Below are 22233 nucleotides of genomic sequence, written 5' to 3'. Positions count from 1 at the left end.
TAGTATCGCCGAGCACGTCGAAGCCCAACTAGCTGGCGCGTGCACCAGAACCGTGATCATCGGTGTCCCCACTGATTGAACGGCAAGGCCGGGTAGATGCGCGTGGTTACATGCCGGGCGTGCTGCCGTTGGATGATCGCGTCCTGAACGGGCTCGGGCTGCGCCACCGGCACGGAGACGAAAGCAGCCAGCTCAGCACCTATGAGTTGTATAAATGTCTGTGGCTGAAAGGAAAAATATCTCGAAAATCAAATATTTCACTCTCGGGACAAACGACATGGAGGCGTCGAGCGCCTTTTTATTCTGCGCCTTCGCTGGTTCGGGGCCTCAATCTATCTCGCCCTCAGATCGCATCACCTATTGATTGGGCGAAGGGCTCGCATTTGCGACAGCGATCCCGTGTGATGGCACCCTACGACCCGTGGAAACGGAACGATGATCGGCTTTTGGGTTGGGGACAAGGCCGATGTCGAGCGCGTGTACAACCTTGCCATAATCCCTGGCGGCACATGTGAAGGCGCGCCGGGTCAACGTGGGCCAACGTTCTCGGCCTATGCGCGGGATTTGTACGGCAACAAGTAGTGCTTTTCTGACTGATTGCCGCGATGTTCGAGCATTTCTCCCATCAGTATTCTGAAAGAACACCTGAGGTTGAGAGTTGACTGCGTTGAGCGTTGAAGCTAACGATTAGACCGCCGGTCTAATATTCGAGTCCAAGAATGAAATCTATTCGAAGCGCCAACACTCCACGTTCACCCTAACTGCGCAGGCTGCCCAGAACACGACCGACACACCATCTGAGTCGCCGGCTTCCGGCGCCCCTCTAGCTATGCCTAAAAGCGAGAAAAAATGTCTGAATCCCAATCCATCGCCGACCGCGTCGAAGCCCAGCTGACCGGTGCCCGCGTCAGAACCCTGATCATTGGCGCCGGTATCGCCGGCAGCACACTTGCCGCATTAATGCGCCAGCGCGGAGAGCGCCCGGCACTGATTGAACGACAGGGCCCCGTGGATGCCGGTGGTTATATGCTGGGCGTCCTGCCTCTGGGGGGACGTGTTCTCAACGGGCTTGGGCTGCGCCAGCGGTACGAAAACGAAAGCAGCCCGCTCAAGACTTATGAACTGTATAACCGCCACGGTGAAAAGCCACGATCTTATCCGCTGGCGCCGATTGTGGACGCCTATGGGGACTGGCGCGGTATCTCTCGTCTGGCGTTTCTCAACATCATCCGAGATAGCCTGACCGATATTGTCTTTGACGCAAGTGTCAAAGAGATGCACCAGACCGACGATCATGTTGAAGTGACGTTCGAGGATGCGTCTTCGGTCACGGTCGATCTGGTCGTGGGTGCAGAGGGCGTGCATTCCCCAACGCGCCGCGCCTTCTGGCAGGATGATGAGATCGAAACATTTGATACTGGCTGGGGTGGCTATGTGCTTTGGTCGGACAGCGCAGATTTGCCGCTAGACACTTATAGCGAGCTTTGGTCGGATGGCTGGGGGGTTGGCCTCTATCCCGCGTTTAAACGGGTGGGCATTTTTGTTGGAGGGAACCGCAAACACACCAAAGACTGCACCGCGCGCGACTTTATCACTGAAATTCAGGGCAAGGTTCCCGCCGACAGTTGCTTTGCCAAGGCACTTGCCGCAGCCGAAATCGACGAGACCCCGTTTTTCTGGCCGATGACGGATATTCGCACCAAATCCAGTTGGTCCAAAGGGCGCGTTGTCCTGATCGGGGACGCCTGCGCCTCATTCCTGCCGACGGCGGGGATCGGGGCGTCGACGGCGATGGATAGTGCGGCCGCTTTGTCGGACGAATTGTCACGTGCCGACCCGCATCTGCTCCCCTATGCGCTGAGCCTTTTTGAAAAACGTCAGCGCCACCGAGTCGACAAAACACAAAAGAACTCGCGTAAACTTGCCAAGCTCATGTTTGTGGATTCGGTCGCCAAAACCGCTCTGCGCGATGAGGCCATGCATTTCTATACTCTGAAATCTCTGGTACATGACATCTCGGAGATCATCGTCGGCGACTGAGCGATACTTCCCTCTTAAACTGTGTTTCCTTCTTGCGGCTGAGCTGCCGCAAGAGCGGCTTCGAGCCATGATCTGCCACTTCTGATAGCGTTTCGCAAAAAATGAGCGTCGCCGGGGGCAAGGTACTGCTTGTTCAGATATCGCTTAGGTCCATGCTTGAGGAGGATGGAGGTTGGGCCACGGAGCGGAAGAGGCCGATGATACGCGTGTTGAGGTCAAGGTAAATGTCCGAACGCAATTCCGCCCAGTTGGCTCCGAACCAACGATCCACCTCTAACGCCATCGCGAACAACATGTCGCGCAGAAGGTCATTCGGAAGGTCGCTTCGAACTGCACCAAGTTGCTGCCCCTGCTCGATCAGCGCGTCAAATGCTGTCCGAAAAGGTAACTGCTGGGCAATTGTTCGGGTGATATCACTATCGTAGACACGAATAGCGAGCGCGGCGAGTATTTGATCCTGAAACAGAACCAAACCTACGCGACCAAATAGCTCAGCTACTTGTTGCCAGTATTGCTCGGCGTTTTCTGGGTGTCCAAAATTGAAACTCAGTTTGCATACGAGCCTCTGATAGGCGGACTCAAGAACAGCACCGTAAAGGTCAGCCTTGTCTGCAATGTAATAGTACGCCTGCCCTTTGCTCATACCCGCTTGCGACAAAATGCGATTAAGGGACGCGTCGGCAAACCCCTTGGTCGCAAACTCCTGTTCTGCGGGACCCAACAACTGGGCCCTTCGCTGCTCAGGAAGCTCCCAAAGGCGTTCGCGTGGCGTTTGGTGTTTATCTTGCTTCGGCAATGACGGTCTTTCGGAACAAATACTTCGAGGAGCTTATTAGTCTGAATACTTGGTATTTGCATCAACAGTCTTCGTTTATTTGCTGGTTCGTAGCGCCAAATCGATGGCTTGTAGCGTGCCGGTGATTGTCTGACGTCAACGCCCATGGGGCGCAGCATTTCTGAGGCTTCTACTACGATACTACCCCCACCGAAGTTACCCCCAATGTGACCGTCGGAGAGGCTTGCGTGGAATTACAGACACCGCTCGAATGACCGGAACTCATCAGCGATCGCCGTCGCGGCGGCGGCTAACAGGCGTTCACCATCGTTGGGGCTGGCCAGGGCTGAGTGAGATCCAACCCGTCCATCCGGGAATGCCGCACGATGTTCTGCCGGTGGACCGTGGCGATCCCCTGAATGAGCGCGCACATATTCAGGACTGAGTTTCTGGGGCGGTTCAGCGGCCTGATTGGCAGGCAACGATCCAAGCAATGACTGAGTTATGGCAATCTCCGAAGGGGTCGCGTGCATCCCTTCCCAATCGCCATAAAGCTCGTGCCGCAATGCGTTTACGGTACTCGGCTCCCACCAACTGCGGATCAGCAATCGATCTTGGGGAGTTGCATCCTTGATCTGACGGAGAGGCTCCAGATTAGCCCCGTGTCCGTTTACCACGAATACGCCCTTGAAGCCCTGCCTCAACAGCGCCCCGATCACCTCATTCGCCAGTGCGTGAAATGTATCTTCTGAGATCGAAACCGTGCCCGGGAACCCTGTGTTGAAAGGCGCTGGCGTATAAGCCAGCGCTGGCGCAACGATGCCATCGCACGTTTCAGCGGCTGCAAGCGCTACTGCTTCGGCGCAAATCGTATCTGTGCCGATCCGACCCATTGGTCCGTGCTGCTCGGTCGAGCCAACCGGCAACAACACCGCTGCACCATTTTTGATACGAGAATCTACCTCGTACCACGTCATGTGTTCCAGCTTCACGGTACGCAACGCTCTAGGAACTGCGCCACCCAGTTCCGTTTCAGATCAGAGCCCCCACCGCGCCCGGTTTTCATCAAAGAAACCCTGCGCCTTTTTCACTTCGATCCAGTTGTTCACGTAGTTGATCCAGACTTGATCGCTCTGAGGCAGCAACATTGCGATGGGGGAAGGTGACCGCGGTTCGGCGTTCTTGACGCGAACGACCGGGAACTTCTCCTCAAGCGTTGAACCTTCGATGTTGGAGGTTATGAACACATCCGCGCGACCAGCCAGAACCTCCTGAAAACCACGCGCCGGGGCCTCGACTACTTTGATATCGGCATTCGGGAACCACTCGCGCACACGCTTTTCGAACGTCGTACCCAAAGTCGTCGCGACCTTTACATCCGGCTGGTTGATCGAGTCATACCCGTCGAACTTGTCGGCCTTTTCTTTGGTTGTGTAGGGAAATAACTCAACCGCGATGTAGCTATCCGAAAAACCCGCAACCTTCATGCGGGGCGGTGAAATCGAAGCAGAACCGGTGATGTGATACTTACCTGCGACCACGCCATTGACCAGAGTTTTCCAGTCGGTCGGCACGTATTCGACCTCGACACCCAGATCAGCGGCCAGGGCGTTCATGATATCGATGTCGTACCCCTTGTAACTGTTGGTCGCCGGATCACGCAGTGACATCGGATTCCAGTCGCCTGTTGTGCCAACTTTAAGAACCCCGGCATCCAGGATCTCGTTCAGCGCCGACTGTGCCTGCGCAGCGCCGCCGATCACAAGACCAAGCGCCGCGGCGGCCGCGACTTTCATAAAACGTTTCATGTAATTCTCCCGTTGGTGGCGTTAGGCTTTTTACGGCTACATTGTTTCTTGATCTAATCGTAAAGACAAAGATAACCTCAAGCAAATAATTGACTGTAAGTAATGAAGGCAGGCCAGCAGATGCCAGACGCCGCAATCGAGCTTGTCGACGTAAACAAATGGTATGGCACATTTCATGTGCTCAAGGACATCAATCTGACAGTCCAAAGCGGTGAAAAGGTCGTGATCTGCGGCCCCTCCGGATCGGGGAAATCAACCGTCGTCCGTTGCATAAACCAGCTTGAGAAACATCAGAACGGCACGATCCGCGTAGACGGGGTTGAACTGTCCGATAATCCCAAATCTGCTGCCACGATCCGGTCAGAAGTCGGCATGGTATTCCAGCAATTCAACCTTTTTCCGCATCTGACTGTCCTTGAAAACCTGACCCTTGGTCCGATCAAGGCCCGCGGTCTGAGCCGAAAAGAGGCCGAAGATAAGGCGCGTCATTACCTCGAACGGGTCCATATTCCCGATCAAGCCGACAAACGCCCCGTTCAGCTTTCTGGCGGGCAACAGCAGCGTGTGGCCATCGCGCGCTCGCTGTGCATGGAACCGAGGGTGCTATTGTTTGACGAACCCACCTCTGCACTGGACCCCGAGATGATTTCCGAGGTGCTCGACGTGATGGTGGAACTGGCCCAAGAAGGCATGACCATGGTGGTCGTGACTCATGAGATGGGCTTTGCACGAAAGGTCGCTGACAACATGGTTTTTATGGATGCAGGCGAGATTGTCGAGCAGGGTAAGCCGGAGCATTTCTTTACCAATCCACGGTCCGAGCGGTGTCAGAAATTTCTTAGCCAAATACTGCAGCACTGAGTTGGGTATGATGAAAAAAGCAACTCTCGCCCTCCCCCTGTTCTTGCTGGTTGCCGGCTGCTCCTCATCCCAAACCTGGGGTTGGTACGTTATTGATCCGACCACCTCCTCGGGCTGGACCAATGTGAAGTTTCTGGTTTCGGGCATGGGCGCGACAATTCAGATTTCGCTGATTGCTGCGGTTCTGTCGATTGTCATCGGTTTGCTAGTGGCTTTACCGGGCCTGTCGGAGAAACGCGGATGGCGACTGGTAAACCGGGTTTACGTCGAGTTCGTTCGTTCCATCCCACTGCTGCCAATGCTGTTCTGGGTATTCTATGGATTGCCTATCGTCTTTCAGTCGATGGGTATGAACATCCCCATCGATCCGTTCTGGGGCGCGATCATCACGCTTGCGATCTCGGACAGTGCCTTTACGGCTGAAATCTACCGCGCCGGGATTCAATCCATCGCCAAAGGCCAAAGCGAGGCGGCACAGACGATTGGCCTGAACTACTTTCAGACCATGCGCTATGTGATCCTGCCGCAGGCCATCCGGCGCATCCTGCCGCCCTTGGCCAATCAGTTCATCTATATTGTCAAGATGAGCGCGTTCGCCAGTGTCATTGGTATGCAGGAACTGACACGCCGCGCGAACGAGTTGGTGGTGACGGAATACCGCCCGCTTGAGATTTATACATTGTTGATCTTCGAATATCTGGTGCTGGTCCTGATCATCAGCGCTGGGGTGCGCTGGCTGGAACGCCGCATGGGCGCAGATGAGCGCGGATGAGGAGGAGCAAGATGGACTGGAAAAACTTCATGGCCGAGACCGAGGCCAATATAGGTACATTGTCGAAAGAGATGCCCGAAACCGCGCGTGGCTTTGGCATCATGGGCAAAGCCGCCAAAACAGATGGCGCGCTGAGCGAGAAGACCAAGGAATTCATGGCTCTCGGAATTGCCATTGCCACGCGTTGCGACAGTTGCATCGGCTTCCATGTCCGCTCTCTGGTTCAGCTAGGCACAACCCGTGAGGAATTGTCCGAGGCGCTGGCAATGGCAACCTATATGGGGGGCGGACCGTCCTATGCTTACAGCGCGAAGGCACTTAAAGCGTTTGACGTGTTTTCGGAGTAAGCGCCAAGACCCGGCCCCGATGGACTGCGTATGCAATTCGCGTGGCTCGGTGCCGCTAAACTATGAAAGACCATATCATGTCAGTCACCGAGATCAGAAACGAAGGGATGCGGATCGGTGGCGAGATCGTCTTTACCGATGACACGGTGCCGGTTCACTATCCCTACACCAATGAAGTGGTGGGCCATGTTCCTGCGGGTCGGGCCGAACACGCGCGTCGCGCCTTTAAGATTGCGGCGAATTATAAACCCACGTTGACACGCTATGACCGCAGCCAGATCCTGCAGCGAGCCGGAGAGTTGATCGGAGAGCGCCGAGACTATTTGGCCAAATGGCTGGTGCTGGAACTGGGTATTTGTTATCAACATGCGATCTATGAGACCAAACGCGCACAGGATGTGTATCAATTCGCCGCCGCCGAGGCGTTAAAGGATGATGGTGAAATCTTTTCCTGTGACCTGACTCATAATGGCAAGGCGCGGAAAATCTTCACTACGCGTGAGCCAGTCAACGCAATCAGCGCGATCACACCTTTCAATCACCCGCTGAACATGGTCAGCCACAAAATCGCACCATCGATAGCAACCAATAATTGCATGGTGTGCAAACCAACCGAGCTGACTCCGCTGACCTGTCTGACGCTGGCGGATATCCTCTATGAGGCCGGGCTGCCGCCCGAGATGTTCCAGGTGGTCACGGGATGGCCACAGGACATCGGGGATGAGATGATCACCAATGAAAACATCGACATCATCACCTTCACCGGTGGTGTGCCAGTGGGCAAGATGATCGCGGAAAAGGCAGGCTACAAACGGCAGGCGCTGGAGCTGGGAGGCAATGACCCGCTGATCGTTCTGAACGATCTGTCCGGTGCCGATTTGGACAAGGCGGCGCGTATTGCCGTTTCCGGCGCAACTGGCAACTCGGGCCAGCGCTGCACCGCAATCAAGCGCATTCTGGTGCAGGAAAGCATTGCCGAGAGGTTTGTGCCCTTGGTTCTGGAGCAGGCGAAGAAGATCAGGTTCGGCGACCCGCAAAGCCCCGAGACCGATCTGGGTTGCGTGATCCACGACAAGGCGGCGAAACTTATCGAGGACCGCGTTTATCTGGCCGAGAAATCCGGGGCTGAAATCCTATATCACCCGGGTCGGCAGGGCGCGCTGCTTCCACCCATAGTGGTCGATAAGGTGCCGCATGATAGCGATCTGGTGATGGAGGAGACTTTCGGTCCCATCATCCCCATCGTCCGCGTGCCTGACAATGACGGCGCGGTCATGGCGATCTCGAACGCCACCGCGTTTGGCCTGAGCTCGGGCGTCTGCACCAACGATCTCAACCGCGCCATCGCTTATATCAACGGCCTGAGCGTGGGCACCTGCAACATCTGGGAACAGCCAGGGTACCGTATCGAAATGTCTCCCTTTGGCGGAATCAAGGATTCAGGCAATGGCGTCAAGGAAGGGGTCGTCGAAGCCATGAAGTTCTTTACGAACGTCAAAACCTATTCGCTTCCTTGGCCCGGATGATCGGGCAATCGCGATTGCACCTGAACCTGTCCACTCTTAGCGAACCAGCTGAAAAATGACGGGTTGAGCCATACGGCTGTTGGCGTCATATGTGCCCTCGGACGTACGTGCCACGCCCGGACACACAAGGAAGCAGCCTCATGAAAAAGGTTCTGATCACAGGTACCGCCGGATTTATCGGATTTCATCTTGCCAAACTTTTGCTTGAAAACGGTAACCGGGTTCACGGCTACGACGGAATGACGGATTACTATGATGTTGGCCTCAAGCGGAGCCGGCATGCGCTTTTGCTGGAAAACCCGAACTTCTCGTGCGATGAGGGAATGCTGGAAGACACTGCTACTTTCGACCGAATGGCCGATGCGTTCGAACCGGATGTGATCATCCACCTCGCGGCACAGGCGGGTGTCCGCTATAGCCTTGAAAATCCGCGTGCCTATGTCGAAAGCAACGTTGTCGGAACGTTTAATGTGATGGAAGCCGCCCGGCGGCACAACGTGCGGCATCTGCTGATGGCGTCGACCTCGTCTATCTACGGCGCGAATCCGGACATGCCTTTTGATGAATGTGAAAAGGCGGATCATCAGCTTACGATGTACGCCGCGACGAAAAAGGCGAACGAGGCGATGGGGCATTCCTATGCTCATCTTTGGAACCTGCCCACAACCGTGTTCCGCTTCTTTACTGTCTACGGTCCTTGGGGGCGCCCGGACCTTGCGTTTTTCAAGTTTACCGATGCCATCCTCGAAGACCGTCCGATCGACATCTACAACCATGGCGATATGTATCGTGACTTCACCTATGTGGATGATCTGGTGCGCGCGATCTCACTTTTGATCGATGTCGTCCCGGTGCGCCCAGATGCCCCGGAAGACATCGCCGAGGGTGACAGCCTGAGCCCTGTTGCACCGTACCGCATCGTAAACATTGGGAATTCTGACAAGGTCCGTCTTTTGGATTTCATCGACGCAATCGAAGAGAGCCTCGGCAAACCCGCGATCCGGAACTATATGGAAATGCAACTGGGTGATGTACCCGCGACCTGGGCAAACGCCGATTTGCTGCATCGTCTGACCGGCTACCGCCCAAAGACCGATATCAAGGACGGCATTCAGGCTTTTGTCGACTGGTATCGCACCTACTATGGCAAATAGCGTATAAAAACAGGTGAGGCGTCGCGCATCGGCCGAAACCTGACCCCGCAACTTCTTCTTAGATACGCAGGACCGATTCCCTGAGCCAAGCGACCATCAAATCGCTTGCTTCAGGGCCTCAATGATCTCTTCTTGCGTGGCTTGCTGCAGGTATGGGTGCATTGGCAGGCTAATCACGCTCGCCGCCGCATGGTCTCCAACAGGCAGATCAGCATCGGGGTCAAACACGGCAGGTTGCTTGTTCAATGGCAGCGGATAGTGCACCGCCGTCGGAATCCCCGCGTCTTTGAGCTTGGCCTGAACGTCCTCGCGCCGGTCTACGCGTATCGTATACTGCGCCCATGCGCTTGTGGCTCCCTCCATCAATGACGGCGCGGCCAGATTGGTATCCTTCAACAGCGCCCTATAACGATCTGCCACAGTGTTTCGCAGGGCCAATTCATCCTCGAATATATCGAGCTTGCACAGCAGAATAGCGGCCTGGAGCGTATCAAGGCGGCTATTCACCCCCACCCTGATGTGGTGATATCGCCGATCCTGCCCATGTCGCGCGATCTGGCGAAGAATGACGCTCAGGCCCTCATCCGAGGTGAAAATGGCGCCACCATCTCCGTAGCAGCCCAGAGGCTTCGATGGGAAAAAGCTCGTACAGGAGATTGTTGACAGATTCCCCGACCGTTTGCCATGCAGAGACCCCCCAAAGCTTTGCGCACCATCTTCAATCACGGGCAGGCCGTGCGCGGAGGCAACCTCGTTTATACGTTCGAAATCAGCGGGCTGGCCGTAGAGCGACACCGGAATAATGGCTTTCGTCCGGGACGTAATCGCAGCGTTCAGCTTATGCGGGTCGAGGTTATAGCTGGTCGGGTCGATATCGACATAAACCGGCGTCGCTCCGAGCAATCTGACCGCTTCGGCTGTGGCGATGTAGGAAAACCCAGGCGTGATGACCTCATCTCCCGGCCCCACCTCAACCGCCATGAGGGCAATCTGTAAGGCATCCGTCCCATTGGCACAGGTGATGCAGTATTTGGCGCCTGTGAACTCCGCCAGCCTCTCTTCCAGCTCTGCAACCTCAGGACCAAGGATATACTTCCCGTGCGCTAACACATTTGCAATGCCCACATCGAGCTGATCTTTGATCCGCTTCTGTTGTTCCGCTAGGTCAATAAACTGCATCGCTCTAAGCCCGCCCTATTGGTTCTTGGAAATATCGCACGAGGTGCTCTGCCTTTTGCATCCTTTACATAGTCCAATCCCGTTCGACCATGATTATTCATACGTATAGGACGTGCACAAACCAGCAACTTGTGATGCGGGCCGCAATAATGCCGAGGTACATATCCCTACTATCGACCGACGCGGTGGCGTGGGTTCAGTTACGCACGAGCCTCGATCATCAATCGATACCGGTCTTTAAGTTGGGATGCTGCTCACCCTTGCTCATTTGAACCGGAGCTTTGCGGATATGGCTGACCATTTCAATCGCGGGTCGATTTTCATTAAGCCCAAAGCCGTTCCCGTTCAGTATTTCTTCGTAGCTTCGTGTGTGCAGGTCAGCAAAACCACCCGAAAACTCGATTTCTTCGCCATTGATGGTGATGGAGCGGTAGGTTCGTGCCCCGGCTGCCCGCGCCTCGGCCGGAACGTCATTTATGTCCAGAGACAGGAACCAGCGACACCGCGCATGTTCGAACTCGAGATAACCCGCAGCTTTGGTCGGTGCATTGAGATGGACATGGTTTTCCTGCAGCTCGCCAAATAGAAAGTGCAGCATGTCAAAGAAATGCACGCCTATGTTGGTGGCAATACCGCCAGATTTGCGCACATCGCCCTTCCAACTTTCCAGATACCAACGTCCTCGGGATGTGATGTAAGTCAGATCAACTTCATACTTGGTGTCTTTGGGGCTATTTTGGATCTTCTCTCTGAGGGCAATGATCGACGGATGAACCCGCAGTTGCAGAATGGTGTTAACCGTCTGCCCGGTCGCCTTCTCGATCATTTCCAGACCGTCAATATCTTCTGGGTTCAGCACCAGCGGCTTTTCGCAAATCGCATCGGCACCTGAACGCAATGCAAACCGCATGTGGCTGTCATGGAGGTAGTTCGGCGAACAAATCGAAACAAAGTCAACCTTGCCAGTCTCACCGCGACGCAACATATCTACGTATCGATCGAAACGTTCGAATTCAGTGAAGAAGTGTGCATCTGGGAAGTGGCTGTCGATAATACCGACGGAGTCGCTAGTATCCAGAGCTGCCAACAAAGTGTTTCCGGTGTCCGAGATCGCTTTCATATGACGCGGCGCGATGTATCCTGCGGTTCCTATCAATGCGAAGTTGCTCATCAAGTGTTTCCCGAGTGCTCAAATTGTGCTTCTGCGCATCCAAGAATTTGCCCGGGAAGTCAATAGAAAGACCTCAATGAAGCACTATTGTTCGCGCTGGAACCCACTATAAATCTCTGTTAGATCGATCCCGGATTTACATAGCTAGATTGGTCTTAGCACTTATGTCAGGCAACCTCAGCAAATCACCGAAAACCATTTTCTGCTTAACTTACCACGAAATAACTGCGGATGCGCGTGTTCTGAAAGAAGCACGTGCGCTTCATTCAGCGGGGCACAATGTCCATATTTTCTGTGATTGGCCCGGGGGGTTGCCGCAGGAAGAGAATATCGATGGTATTCGGGTCACTCGTTTTAACTGGCAATCTTCCGAGAACATCTCGGAAGATACTTTAACGCGTTTCTTTTTCGTTGACCGTGTGTCCAGTGAAGTTGAGCGGCGTGTTGTGCCTTATGTCGAGGAGGCCGCGCAATTGAACGCAATAAAATCCTGGCTAAAAGAATCTCTCACGGATGAAGAGACTCGAATGCTCGATCCTATGTACTACAAGAGCTACAGTAAGAGCGACAATGCTCGAGAGAGGCGAAAGCGAAAGTTTGCGCACAAACGGTTGCTTTGGAAAACTAATTTCATGCACGGGTTCGGAAAAACCTCAGGCAATCTGAAATCGATCGGCTCTAAAAACCGAGAAACAAGAGAGAAATTTCGCGAACTCTATCAACTCAGCTCATTGGTATTTGCCGAGAATATCTGCAGTTTGAAATTTGATGAAACCCCAGACGTCATCCACGCTCATGACATTTATTGTCTCCCGGCAGGTGTCCTTCTTGCAAAGCGGTTCAAGGCTAAACTTGTATACGACGCACACGAATACGAGCCGGCACGGGCGACAAAGAACCCAGCGGATGGATCAAATTTTGCGGAAAAACTCGAGGATGATTGTCTTCCCTTTGTTGACCACATGATTACGGTATCGTCTTCAATAGCAGAGTTATATGCCGAACGTTTCAAGGATCATCCCACACTGATACTCAATGCCCCAGAGATAGATGCCAACTACATGGGGAGCCGAAAAAAACAGGCCCTGGATCAGCTCTCAATCCGCGCCCAGGCACACGTTGATGATGGAACACCTTTGGTAATTTTTACCGGCGGTATTCAAATGGGACATCGTGGTTTGGACAAGGTTTTGCAGGCTTTAGTTCATCTGCCGGAAGTCAGGCTAGCGACCATGGGGCCGCGGCACCAAAAAAACGACAGTTGGTTCATGAAAGAAGCTCGCAAGGTTGGAGTGAGTGACCGGATCACCTTGCTACCACCTGTAGCGGCGCCAGATGTGCCAGTCGCAATTAGTACGGCGGACCTCGCAATTTGCCCATTTCAGGACGTATCACTGAACCACCGCTACGCTATGCCGAACAAACTGTTTGAAGCTGCCTTCGCCGGTGTACCCATTTGTGTTTCAGATCTTCCTGAGATGCGCCGGTTCGCGGAAACCCTTGGCTTCGGGCGAGCGATGGATGAAACGGACCCCGAGAGTATTGCCGAAGCTATTCGGGATGTCTTAGATCACCCCGAAAACTACACCATGACAGCTGAGAACAAAAAGAAGCTCTGGGAGTCTTATAGCTGGCCCGCACAAGCCGAAAAATTGGCAAGGCTCTATGATGAAATCTAAATCCGTGCGGCCAAAATCCGGGCAATCCGCTGTGATGCAGTTCCGTCACCGTAGATTTCTATGGGTTTGCCGGTAGTCCCGATTGCATCGAGAATATTACCCTCAATATCGCCATCGGAAGGCGGAACGATACGGTTCCACCCACTTTCCACAAGCTCGCCCCACTCGGTTTCCGTTCTCAATGTCACGCAGGGGACTCCGTAGAAATACGCTTCCTTCTGCACCCCGCCAGAATCCGTTGCGACCAGCATCGCATTGCTTTCCAAAGCCACCATATCCAGATAACCGACTGGGTCTATCGTCTGGACACGCTCGAACTGACGCCCCATATCTTTAAGCCTCGCTGCCGTTCGGGGATGTAGCGGTAAGACGACGGGGTGCTGTTTAGCGACGGCTTCCAGACCATCCACGATCTTAGTCAATACATGTGGAGCATCCGTATTTTCAGCTCTATGAATAGTCGCGAGTATGAAACCCTTTGTCTCGACCCCTATGTCATCCAGAATCCTTGACTTCTTCTTGGCTCTTTCGCCGAAGTGCAAGGCAGCGTCATACATTACATCGCCAACGCTGAATATCTTGTCATCTGAGATGTTTTCTCTTCGAAGATTCTCGACAGCATCGCTGGAGGTCGTAAACAAAAGATCAGAAACGTGATCCGTCAGCACTCTGTTGGTCTCTTCCGGCATCTTACGATTGAATGAGCGCAATCCCGCTTCAACGTGCGCAACCGGAATATGTAGTTTCGCCGCTACCAGCGCACCGGCCAAAGTTGAATTGGTGTCGCCGAACACCAGAAGGGCATCTGGTTTGTGATCTTGGATAACCGGCTCTAGCTTCTGCATCATCAGCCCGGTCATCGCGCCGTGGCCGCCTGAGTTCACCGAAAGGTTGATGTCGGGTCTGGCAATTTCAAGCTCGTCAAAAAAAACACCCGACATGGAGTCGTCGTAGTGTTGACCGGTATGTATCAGAAGCTCGGTGATCCCGGGCAAAGATCTGAGCGCTCTGCTCACGGGTGCCAACTTAATAAATTGAGGGCGAGCGCCTACTACGACTGCTATTTTCACGGTGGCTCCACTTAAGAGTTGCTCCAACTTGCGCTAGCACACCGATCACAGAGATGCCATGTGATATCTTGTGTCTATGCGAAAATCTAAGCTCACGGTTGGGACCGAGGGGAAGCCCTCTCCGGCTCCGTCACTGAACAACACCCATTGCCTTTTCTGTAAAAGCAATTAGTAGAGGCGCGACCGCGCGATCGGATGATATCCGAGGTTTCCATGCGGACATAGCTGCAGACACAGATAATGAGCGATTTTCCCATGACACGAACATCTCTGAACACCCTGTTGCAAAAACTGTCTGAGAGACAGGCTGTGATCGGGATTGTTGGTCTGGGATACGTTGGGCAACCTCTGGCGCTTAGATATACGGAAATTGGTTACCGGGTTATTGGCTTCGATCTTGATGCCACAAAGGTGCAGGACCTGAATTCAGGTCACAGCTCGATTGAACATATCAGCGACGCGCGTATTGCCGAAGCGCGGCAGAATGGGTTCGAGGCCACCACGGACTTTTCGCGTATCGCCGAGGCGGATGGCATCATGTTGTGTGTGCCGACGCCGCTCAACAAGCACCGCGAACCTGATTTGAGCTTTGTCACAGACACATGCGACCAGATCGCAGACCATTTACGTGCGGGGCAAGTGGTCGCGTTGGAAAGCACCACCTATCCGGGCACAACCAAGGAAGAGGTACTGCCGCGTCTTGAGAAGAATGGCCTCAAGGTCGGCGAGGATATCTTTGCAGTCTATTCGCCTGAACGGGAAGACCCTGCCAATCCGGATTTTACCACCAACACGATCCCGAAGGTTGTCGGAGGGCATACCGAAGCCTGCCTGAAAGCGGGGATCGCGCTTTATGAACAGGCCATCGACAAGCTTGTACCGGTAAGCTCCACCGAAACCGCAGAGATGACAAAGCTTCTGGAGAATATCCATCGCGCTGTGAATATCGGTCTCGTGAATGAAATGAAAATCGTTGCCGACCGAATGGGTATCGATATTTTCGAGGTTATTGACGCCGCTGCGACCAAACCGTTCGGGTTTACTCCTTATTACCCAGGCCCGGGTCTTGGCGGGCACTGCATCCCGATCGATCCGTTCTATCTGACTTGGAAAGCTCGGGAATACGGTATCAATACGCGCTTCATTGAACTGGCGGGTGAGGTAAACACAGCCATGCCGGAGTATGTATTCGGCAAGCTCGCGAACGCGCTCAATGAGCAGCGCAAAGCAGTTCGTGGCAGCAAAATCATGGTTCTGGGTATCGCATACAAGAAAAATGTTGATGACATGCGCGAAAGCCCCTCTGTTACCTTGATGGAACTGATCCGGGACAACGGAGGCGACCTCAGCTATTCAGACCCGCATGTGCCCGATTTTCCCACTATGAGGGAACACTTCTTTGAGCTGTCCTCTGTAGCCCTGACCCCGGAAGTTTTGGCGGAGCAGGATGCGGTTGTCCTGGCGACCAACCACGATGCCTTCGACTATGATCTGATCAAAAAACACGCAAAGCTTCTTATCGATACGCGTGGTAAATTCCGCACATCAGAACAGCATATTGTTCGCGCATAGTTTTGAGCGGGTCAGGTTCGGTCACATAATTGGCAGTTTGGACAAAAAGTGAATTAATCCCCCTATCGAATGTGCTTCTGATTGCTCAGGCGTGCTGCTCAGGGGGATGGATCAAACCAGAGTGACGGTACGCCGGTTGCGTTGTCTGGCAACCGAAATACACCTGCTTCTCACCGCACTAACGAACAAGGTGTGAAACAGCTCGGCAAAGAGACTCAACCAAGAGAAAGTGACGGCGGCCGCACTACGCCGAGAGGTTGAGGTCGTCTCGAATTGATTTTCCGGACTGGATTGATGAGGCAACAATTGTCGGCATTTTCCTGCCGTTTTCACACAATCTTTGGCGCAAATGCCGCCGAAGCAAATCCAAGGTCACTCAAACGCGCGTTGTTCCCGTCCGGCCAGACAGATATAGTGACGGCAAATGTCAGGCCGCCTTCGGGCTAAGGAAGATTGGCTTTTGACGAGTTCCACTAGTGAGCAACCAAGGGCCAAACGCGTGAGCTTGAAAAACCGAAATACCCCACCTCAGCGTAACGAGCTGCGAAAGGTGCGCAATCAGGGGAATAGCTTCCTCGCTTTGGCCTTTCTGTTCAGTATCTTCGTCAACCTGTTGATGCTGACGGGACCGCTTTTCATGTTGCAGGTTTATGATCGGGTGCTTGGGTCGCGCTCGGTCGAGACCTTGTCAGCGTTGTTTCTGCTTGTCGCGCTGCTCTATGCGCTGATGGCGATGCTGGATTACGCACGTGGCCGCATCGTTGCCCGGTTCGGAGCCCGTTTCCAGTCGTCGCTGGATGAGCGTGTTTTCGAAGGAACGATGCGGCGCGCATTGTTCCCACAGGTGCGATCGGCGCCCGCGACCGCCCTGCGCGATCTTGAATCCATCCGTGCGCTCTGTGCCTCACCGGTATTGCTTGCGCTGATGGATATCCCGTGGACTCCGGTCTTTCTCGCCGCGATCTTCCTGTTCCACCCGTTGCTAGGCTGGCTGGCTGTCGCGGGTGGTGCGCTGCTGGTGACAATCGCCTTGCTGAATCAGGCGCTGACCCATCGCAAAGTGGCCGAAGCCCAGGTCGCATCGGCCCGAGCGAACTCATTTTCGGAACATGCCCGACAAGCCGCCGAGGTTGTCAGGTCGCAGGGTATGCAGGACGATGTCTCGAAGCGCTGGTTGAGCCAGCGGAACGAGGCATTGTCTCAGTCTATTTCCGCGAGTGACTGGACTGGCAGCTTCACTTCGCTAACCAAATCCATGCGACTGTTTCTGCAATCCGCCATGTTGGCGCTTGGAGCGCTGCTTGTGTTGCGCAACGAAATGACGCCGGGTGCGATGATCGCGGGTACGATCCTGCTGGGACGCGCATTGGCGCCGGTCGAGATGGCCGTGGGCCAGTGGTCGATGATAGAGCGCGCCCGAACAGCCTGGATCAGCCTGAACCAGTTTCTCGATTCTACGCCGCCTGAGATGACGCGCACCAAACTTCCGGTTCCCAAGGCGCATCTCGTGGCGAAAAGCCTGACCGTGATTCCGCCGGGCATCAAGACCCCGACGCTGCGCAATGCATCGCTTGAGTTGCAACCGGGCCGTGCCCTTGGCGTGATTGGGAAAAGCGGGTCAGGAAAAACCACACTTGCCAAAGCGTTGCTTGGCTTGTGGGCTCCCGCCGCGGGCGAAATCCGGCTGGGCGGGGCAACACTGGATCAATACGATCCCGACGCTCTCGGGCAGCACATTGGCTATCTGCCGCAACAAGTGACGCTGTTCAACGGAACTGTAGCGGAAAACATCGCCCGCATGTCGCAAAACCCCGATCCCGAAGCCGTTGTTGCCGCAGCAAAAACAGCCAATGCCCACGATCTGATTCTGGGCCTCGAGAATGGATACGATACCTTCCTTGAGGGCAATGACAGCCAGCTTTCCGGAGGGCAAAAACAACGGATCGCACTGGCTCGGGCTCTTTACGGCGATCCGGTCTTGTTAATCCTGGACGAGCCGAACTCGGCTCTGGATGCGGACGGAACACTGGCCCTGAATACTGCGGTCCGTGAACTGAAGAAAAAGGGCAAGTCCACCATCATCATGACGCACCGGCCACAGGCGATATCGGAATGCGATGATCTGGTCGTGGTCGAAAAGGGTCAGATCGTCAAATCCGGTGGTCGCGATGAAGTTCTGAACACGATGGTGCAAAACGCCAATGTCATCAAAAGGCACCTGAACAAGGTGGGGGAATAATGTCAGACCAAAGTTTGCGTCCCGTCTGGAGCATCAAGGCTCCCGCTGTTGTTGGCCTGCTGGCTCTGGCGGTTCTGGTCTTGGGGCTGGGGGTATGGAGTGTCCGAACCGAGCTGGCTGGCGCGATTATCTCGCAAGGTGTGATTGAGGTTCAAAGCAATCGACAGGTCATTGAACACCCTGATGGTGGTGTCGTTGGCGAGATTTTCGTACGCGACGGGGACGCCGTCGCACGCGGAGACATGTTGTTGAGGCTTGATGATACATTTCTGGCGTCGGAAAATACTATCGTAGAATCTCAACTGTTCGAGTTGCTTGCACGCAAAGTCCGCTTGGAGGCGGAACGAGACGGTGCGGATGCTGAGGCACTTTCACAGAGTATGCAGGAGCTCAAAGCCCGCGAGTCGGTCGATGACGATCTTCTGGAAGGCCAACAACGCCTGTTCAACGCAAGACTCGACACGCTGAATCAGCAGATCGACCAGTTGGGGAAGCAGAAAATCCAGATCCAAAATGAGATTGAAGGGACACAAGCACAACTGAAGTCGCTGAATACTCAGGTTGAGTTGATTAGGACCGAACTCGTAGATCAGCAGGGATTGCTCCAGCGCGGCCTGACACAGGCGAGTCGCGTTTCGGCACTGCAACGGGAAGAGGCAAATCTCACCGGGCAAATCGGTAGTCTCGAATCCACCGTTGCACGGCTGACAGGCCAGATTGCCACGACGGAGATTCAGATTGTCGAACTGCAGGCCACCCGACGCGAGGAAGCCATCACCGAGCTTCGGGATGTACAGTCCCGCGCTGTGGAATTGGCTGAGCGTCGGCTGTCACTCACCGAGCGCTTGTCGCGGCTCGATATTCGCGCACCCGTGGCGGGCACCGTTTACGATAGTCAGGTTTTTGCCATTCAGTCGGTGATCCAGCCTGGTGAACCGATGATGTATGTGGTGCCGCAGGATACGCCTCTGCTGGTCGCTGCGCGTGTTGATGCGCTGCATGTGGATCAACTGCACAGGGGGCAGGACGTTGCCTTGCGGTTTCCCGCATTCAACCAACGTGACACGCCCGAGCTCAACGGTCATGTGATCAATGTATCGGCTGATACGTTCACGGACGAAAGCAGCGGCTTTACATTCTATCGGGCAGAAGTTGTGCCAGACGAAGGGCAGCTGGAGCGTCTGAATGGTCAGGAGTTGCTACCGGGTATGCCGGTTGAAGCCATGATCAAAACCGACGAGCGAACACCACTTTCTTATCTGGTCAAGCCATTGGCCGATTACTTCTATCGCGCATTTCGGGAATAGCCCCGCCAGCGCGATCCTGTTCAGACAGCCTCGATATTCCCCAGCAGTATCGAGGTCATGTCCACTGAAAGGGCCCCGTCGACAGCGGTCACCTCCGCTCCGGTTTCATAAACCACGTTGTTTCGTGAAATCCCGGACAGGTCCGCGTTGGCCTCCAGGAAGACCCATTCTGCATCATGCTCGGTGGGTTGACCAACCGCAACCTGAAGAATTGCCAGCGCATCCAGTGCGTTAACGGCCCCGTCCCGGGTTATATCGGCTGCAATGAAATTCTCGGCAGCTGCAGGACCCCAGATGGGGTCGAGGCCAACAGACATACGTAACACCTGTAAGGCATCCAGCGCCGTGATCTCACTACTTGCCGTCGAATAAGATTTGGTGATGTCCAACTGGCCGGGAAATGTCCCGTCCGGCAAATCCAGCTCGAACTCTCCTTGCGCGTTGGCCTGCGCGACAAGCGCAGATCCGCCATCAGGCGTAAACCGAAGCTCGGCATCCCCCAACGCCGCATTCGGTGAAGCCGAACTCAACGTGAACCTGCCAGCAACCCCGGCGGAGGTATTGTTATCCGGCCCGCTGTCCAGATTGACGGGGATGTGATCCGGTCCATCGAACCCTGCCCCAAACACCTGTTCGCTCGTCAGGGTTGCGCCGGTGTCTGAATGTAGCTCAATCACTTCATCGCGATACGAGATTCGTGCACCTTGAGCAGTGGAGGTGAAATCCAGCTGCGCGGGAGTTCGGAGGAAAGGATAGTCCGACAGATCCAGACGGTCGATGCCCGCCTGAAAATCGGTGATAACGGTCGGACCACTGCTTTCACGGATCACATAGGTGTCCGCGCCTGCACCACCCGTCATCGTCGTAGCGCTCGTACCCGTGATCAGAATATCGTCCCCTGCCCCACCATGCAGCGTCGTATCCAGTATGCCACCGCTCAGCATGTCACCCTGCGCCGTACCCGTTACAGTGCCGTAACCCTCAGCTACAAGACCGAGATCAGCAATCGAAACGCTGAGTTGGGTGAGACCCGCATCCTGTTGAGAGGCTGCAAATATCTGCAACTCATCACCCACAGGCGCGACGCTGATCGTCTGAACGTTCTGCAATCCGCTGTCCAGTGTATCGGCAAAACTGTCCATATGGACGAGCTGTCCGTCCGGGGTCATCGTAAACAGCGTAATCCCGTCATCCCCGCCTCCTGCCACGACGAAGACCCGCCCTTCGACCTGAACGGCCGCAATATCCTGTACCGACGCGAACCGGGTATGTAACGTATCCAGAACGTGATCCGCAGGCTTCAACTGACCATTGCTTGCCAACTCCAGAACACTCAGCGAATTACTTCCGACCCCGGCAACGACAACCCAGGATTTTCCGTAGGCCTGCACAGCTTCGACCGCAGTCGGTGTATTGATACCCAGCGTCCGAATGGCCTCATTACCGTCAACCTCGGATAACGCACCAGTGCCCTGGTTGACCGTGTAAGACGAAATCGTATTGCCCGCGGTATCCGCGGTGATAACGAAGTGATTCGACCCCGATTGCAGTGTTTTCAAAACGGTCGCGGATGCTGCGACACTATTTGCCGGGCTAAGCGATCCATCGCCATTGATGCGGTAGCTTCCGATTTGGTCGGTGTCCTCATGCGCCAATACCAACAGGTTGCTGGTGCCGATCGTCATCTGAACAGCCGAAGCGATATCCCCTCCGCCTGTCAACCCGCCCGTCTCCTGCAGCGCACCGATGGTGCCATCCGCATTCAGGCTATATCCCACAAGCCCTGTGGCGGTATCTACATCAAGAATCAGCCGATCATTACCTGCCAGATGAACCGGAGTTCCGATACGACCGACCTGATGGGTGATCGAGGCGCCGAAATACTGCTGATCCTGCTCTTGTGGGCTTGCACCTTCCACAAGGTGCCAGGATACGATCCCACCCCCTCGTCCGGTGGTGCTATAGAGATACGTTTCCCCGTTAAACGTTTTTAAAGCCGTATCGCCGATACCTGAATCGAGCGCTGCGGTCCCCGTTGCCACCACTCTTTCGAACTGAAGCATCATCGCCCGTTACCCCCTGCCATCCCCGGCAATGAAAACAGGATGAAACGATGCCCGGACCGGAACCAGAGCAGGAATGTGGTGAAAACAAGGACTTCAGTTTCAGATTAAGTCAAATTTTCCGGTCCGGTCGCACGACTCACCAGATCGCAACACGGATGAACAGATTCGGACCGGATACAGCACGTCACGCAACTACCAGCGTCCATCTAATGTGAGGGCAAGATGACCAAAAATACCGTTTCGGCCAATAAATCGATCGCGGACGCCCAACCCGATGCTCAGCGCAAGCGCCATATCCGCCAATGGATTGACAAAAAGCTTCAGCGATGGGCCGGACGCGGGCTTGCTGGCGGGCTTGGCTCGACATTGATGGCGCTGCCCGCTCTTGCGCAGGCAACCGACGAACAGCTTGCGACCTATCAGTTCGCCGAGGCGATCCCAGGCGTGCGAACGGTAAAGCTGCTTTCGAATGGTGACGTGCAGCTGAAACTGGCAGATGGGCGGACGGTCATTGTCGCCGCCGAGAACGTGCAGGTCTTGGAAAACGGCACGATCATGGTTGCGGATGAAGCGGTAGGGGAGATTGCTCAGTTCGGCCTGGCAGCGGAAGCGGCAGGTGCCACCGCTGCCGCAGGTGGTGTAAGCGGGGCGGGGCTTGCATTGGGTG

18 protein-coding genes and 1 pseudogene are annotated in these 22233 nt (G+C 54.8%); 12 read left to right on the top strand and 7 right to left on the bottom strand.

Annotated elements, in window-relative coordinates:
- The first annotated feature begins 435 nt into the window (after positions 1–435).
- A complete protein-coding gene (locus tag RA27_RS24710; RefSeq protein WP_241484062.1) occupies positions 436–582 on the top strand; it encodes a hypothetical protein in 147 nt (48 codons plus the stop codon).
- A gap of 267 nt (positions 583–849) precedes the next feature.
- Positions 850–2040: an NAD(P)/FAD-dependent oxidoreductase gene (locus RA27_RS12030; protein WP_039539143.1), complete on the top strand. Its 1191-nt coding sequence runs from the start codon at positions 850–852 to the stop codon at positions 2038–2040.
- Between the two features lie 133 nt (positions 2041–2173).
- Here the strand turns inward: RA27_RS12030 and RA27_RS12025 are convergent, their stop codons facing one another.
- The 3 genes from RA27_RS12025 to RA27_RS12015 form a co-directional block, all read right to left on the bottom strand.
- Complete coding sequence (locus tag RA27_RS12025) at positions 2174–2836, bottom strand: TetR/AcrR family transcriptional regulator (RefSeq protein ID WP_039539140.1); 663 nt, start codon at positions 2834–2836, stop codon at positions 2174–2176.
- 233 nt (positions 2837–3069) lie between these two features.
- Positions 3070–3807 (bottom strand): creatininase family protein, encoded by a 738-nt coding sequence (locus tag RA27_RS12020; protein ID WP_039539941.1) that lies wholly within the window; start codon positions 3805–3807, stop codon positions 3070–3072.
- A 45-nt stretch (positions 3808–3852) separates the two neighbouring features.
- Positions 3853–4623: a transporter substrate-binding domain-containing protein gene (locus tag RA27_RS12015; RefSeq protein ID WP_039539137.1), complete on the bottom strand. Its 771-nt coding sequence runs from the start codon at positions 4621–4623 to the stop codon at positions 3853–3855.
- Between the two features lie 120 nt (positions 4624–4743).
- On the opposite strand from RA27_RS12015, the gene RA27_RS12010 reads away from it, so the two are divergent.
- The 5 genes from RA27_RS12010 to RA27_RS11990 all read left to right on the top strand — a co-directional run bounded on the left by RA27_RS12010 (position 4744) and on the right by RA27_RS11990 (position 9283).
- The gene (locus RA27_RS12010; RefSeq protein WP_082025125.1) at positions 4744–5484 is read left to right on the top strand and encodes an amino acid ABC transporter ATP-binding protein; all 741 of its coding nucleotides are present in this window, start codon (positions 4744–4746) and stop codon (positions 5482–5484) included.
- Positions 5485–5494: 10 nt separating this feature from the next.
- Entirely contained in the window at positions 5495–6256 is a 762-nt protein-coding gene (locus tag RA27_RS12005; protein WP_193746517.1) for an amino acid ABC transporter permease, read from the top strand.
- Positions 6257–6267: 11 nt separating this feature from the next.
- The gene (locus RA27_RS12000) at positions 6268–6603 is read left to right on the top strand and encodes a carboxymuconolactone decarboxylase family protein (protein ID WP_039539131.1); all 336 of its coding nucleotides are present in this window, start codon (positions 6268–6270) and stop codon (positions 6601–6603) included.
- 77 nt (positions 6604–6680) lie between these two features.
- Positions 6681–8129, top strand: coding sequence for a phosphonoacetaldehyde dehydrogenase (phnY, locus tag RA27_RS11995; RefSeq protein ID WP_039539128.1), 1449 nt, complete (start codon positions 6681–6683; stop codon positions 8127–8129).
- 140 nt (positions 8130–8269) lie between these two features.
- Entirely contained in the window at positions 8270–9283 is a 1014-nt protein-coding gene (locus RA27_RS11990; RefSeq protein WP_039539124.1) for an NAD-dependent epimerase/dehydratase family protein, read from the top strand.
- Between the two features lie 96 nt (positions 9284–9379).
- Here RA27_RS11990 and RA27_RS11985 read toward each other — a convergent pair whose 3' ends face one another.
- Together RA27_RS11985 and RA27_RS11980 are read right to left on the bottom strand one after the other, a co-directional pair.
- Positions 9380–10462, bottom strand: coding sequence for a DegT/DnrJ/EryC1/StrS family aminotransferase (locus RA27_RS11985; protein ID WP_039539121.1), 1083 nt, complete (start codon positions 10460–10462; stop codon positions 9380–9382).
- Positions 10463–10682: 220 nt separating this feature from the next.
- Entirely contained in the window at positions 10683–11633 is a 951-nt protein-coding gene (locus RA27_RS11980) for a Gfo/Idh/MocA family oxidoreductase (protein ID WP_039539118.1), read from the bottom strand.
- 164 nt (positions 11634–11797) lie between these two features.
- Here RA27_RS11980 and RA27_RS11975 point away from each other — a divergent pair, with 164 nt between their 5' ends.
- Positions 11798–13312 (top strand): glycosyltransferase, encoded by a 1515-nt coding sequence (locus RA27_RS11975; RefSeq protein ID WP_082025114.1) that lies wholly within the window; start codon positions 11798–11800, stop codon positions 13310–13312.
- Here RA27_RS11975 and wecB read toward each other — a convergent pair.
- On the bottom strand, positions 13309–14382 hold the full coding sequence (gene wecB, locus RA27_RS11970; RefSeq protein WP_039539114.1) for a UDP-N-acetylglucosamine 2-epimerase (non-hydrolyzing): 1074 nt from the start codon (positions 14380–14382) through the stop codon (positions 13309–13311). The genes RA27_RS11975 and wecB overlap by 4 nt on opposite strands.
- Before the next feature lie 240 nt (positions 14383–14622).
- Between wecB and RA27_RS11965 the strand changes: the two genes are divergently transcribed.
- The 3 genes from RA27_RS11965 to RA27_RS11955 all read left to right on the top strand — a co-directional run bounded on the left by RA27_RS11965 (position 14623) and on the right by RA27_RS11955 (position 19500).
- The gene (locus RA27_RS11965; RefSeq protein ID WP_206539992.1) at positions 14623–15954 is read left to right on the top strand and encodes a nucleotide sugar dehydrogenase; all 1332 of its coding nucleotides are present in this window, start codon (positions 14623–14625) and stop codon (positions 15952–15954) included.
- A 499-nt stretch (positions 15955–16453) separates the two neighbouring features.
- Positions 16454–18193: a type I secretion system permease/ATPase gene (locus tag RA27_RS11960; protein ID WP_082025113.1), complete on the top strand. Its 1740-nt coding sequence runs from the start codon at positions 16454–16456 to the stop codon at positions 18191–18193.
- Complete coding sequence (locus RA27_RS11955; RefSeq protein ID WP_039539110.1) at positions 18193–19500, top strand: HlyD family type I secretion periplasmic adaptor subunit; 1308 nt, start codon at positions 18193–18195, stop codon at positions 19498–19500. The genes RA27_RS11960 and RA27_RS11955 overlap by 1 nt, the downstream gene beginning before the upstream one ends.
- 20 nt (positions 19501–19520) lie before the next feature.
- Here RA27_RS11955 and RA27_RS11950 read toward each other — a convergent pair whose 3' ends face one another.
- Positions 19521–21566 (bottom strand): calcium-binding protein, encoded by a 2046-nt coding sequence (locus RA27_RS11950; protein ID WP_039539109.1) that lies wholly within the window; start codon positions 21564–21566, stop codon positions 19521–19523.
- A gap of 222 nt (positions 21567–21788) precedes the next feature.
- On the opposite strand from RA27_RS11950, the pseudogene RA27_RS11945 reads away from it, so the two are divergent.
- Positions 21789–22233, top strand: a pseudogene (locus tag RA27_RS11945) (adhesin); the annotation flags it as partial.

The sequence above is a fragment of the Ruegeria sp. ANG-R genome, assembly GCF_000813985.1.
GTDB lineage: Bacteria > Pseudomonadota > Alphaproteobacteria > Rhodobacterales > Rhodobacteraceae > Ruegeria.
The sequence above is the reverse complement of the archived record's forward strand: the minus strand, read 5'-3'. Positions and strand labels throughout refer to the sequence as shown.

Bases quoted from the DNA above. Each gene is read 5' to 3' on its own strand.
- RA27_RS24710 (WP_241484062.1), top strand. From the start codon at position 436: ATGATCGGCTTTTGGGTTGGGGACAAGGCCGATGTCGAGCGCGTGTAC.
- RA27_RS12030 (WP_039539143.1), top strand. From the start codon at position 850: ATGTCTGAATCCCAATCCATCGCCGACCGCGTCGAAGCCCAGCTGACC.
- RA27_RS12015 (WP_039539137.1), bottom strand. From the start codon at position 4,623: ATGAAACGTTTTATGAAAGTCGCGGCCGCCGCGGCGCTTGGTCTTGTG.
- RA27_RS12010 (WP_082025125.1), top strand. From the start codon at position 4,744: ATGCCAGACGCCGCAATCGAGCTTGTCGACGTAAACAAATGGTATGGC.
- RA27_RS12005 (WP_193746517.1), top strand. From the start codon at position 5,495: ATGAAAAAAGCAACTCTCGCCCTCCCCCTGTTCTTGCTGGTTGCCGGC.
- RA27_RS12000 (WP_039539131.1), top strand. From the start codon at position 6,268: ATGGACTGGAAAAACTTCATGGCCGAGACCGAGGCCAATATAGGTACA.
- phnY (WP_039539128.1), top strand. From the start codon at position 6,681: ATGTCAGTCACCGAGATCAGAAACGAAGGGATGCGGATCGGTGGCGAG.
- RA27_RS11990 (WP_039539124.1), top strand. From the start codon at position 8,270: ATGAAAAAGGTTCTGATCACAGGTACCGCCGGATTTATCGGATTTCAT.
- RA27_RS11985 (WP_039539121.1), bottom strand. From the start codon at position 10,462: ATGCAGTTTATTGACCTAGCGGAACAACAGAAGCGGATCAAAGATCAG.
- RA27_RS11980 (WP_039539118.1), bottom strand. From the start codon at position 11,633: ATGAGCAACTTCGCATTGATAGGAACCGCAGGATACATCGCGCCGCGT.
- RA27_RS11975 (WP_082025114.1), top strand. From the start codon at position 11,798: ATGTCAGGCAACCTCAGCAAATCACCGAAAACCATTTTCTGCTTAACT.
- RA27_RS11965 (WP_206539992.1), top strand. From the start codon at position 14,623: ATGAGCGATTTTCCCATGACACGAACATCTCTGAACACCCTGTTGCAA.
- RA27_RS11955 (WP_039539110.1), top strand. From the start codon at position 18,193: ATGTCAGACCAAAGTTTGCGTCCCGTCTGGAGCATCAAGGCTCCCGCT.
- RA27_RS11950 (WP_039539109.1), bottom strand. From the start codon at position 21,566: ATGATGCTTCAGTTCGAAAGAGTGGTGGCAACGGGGACCGCAGCGCTC.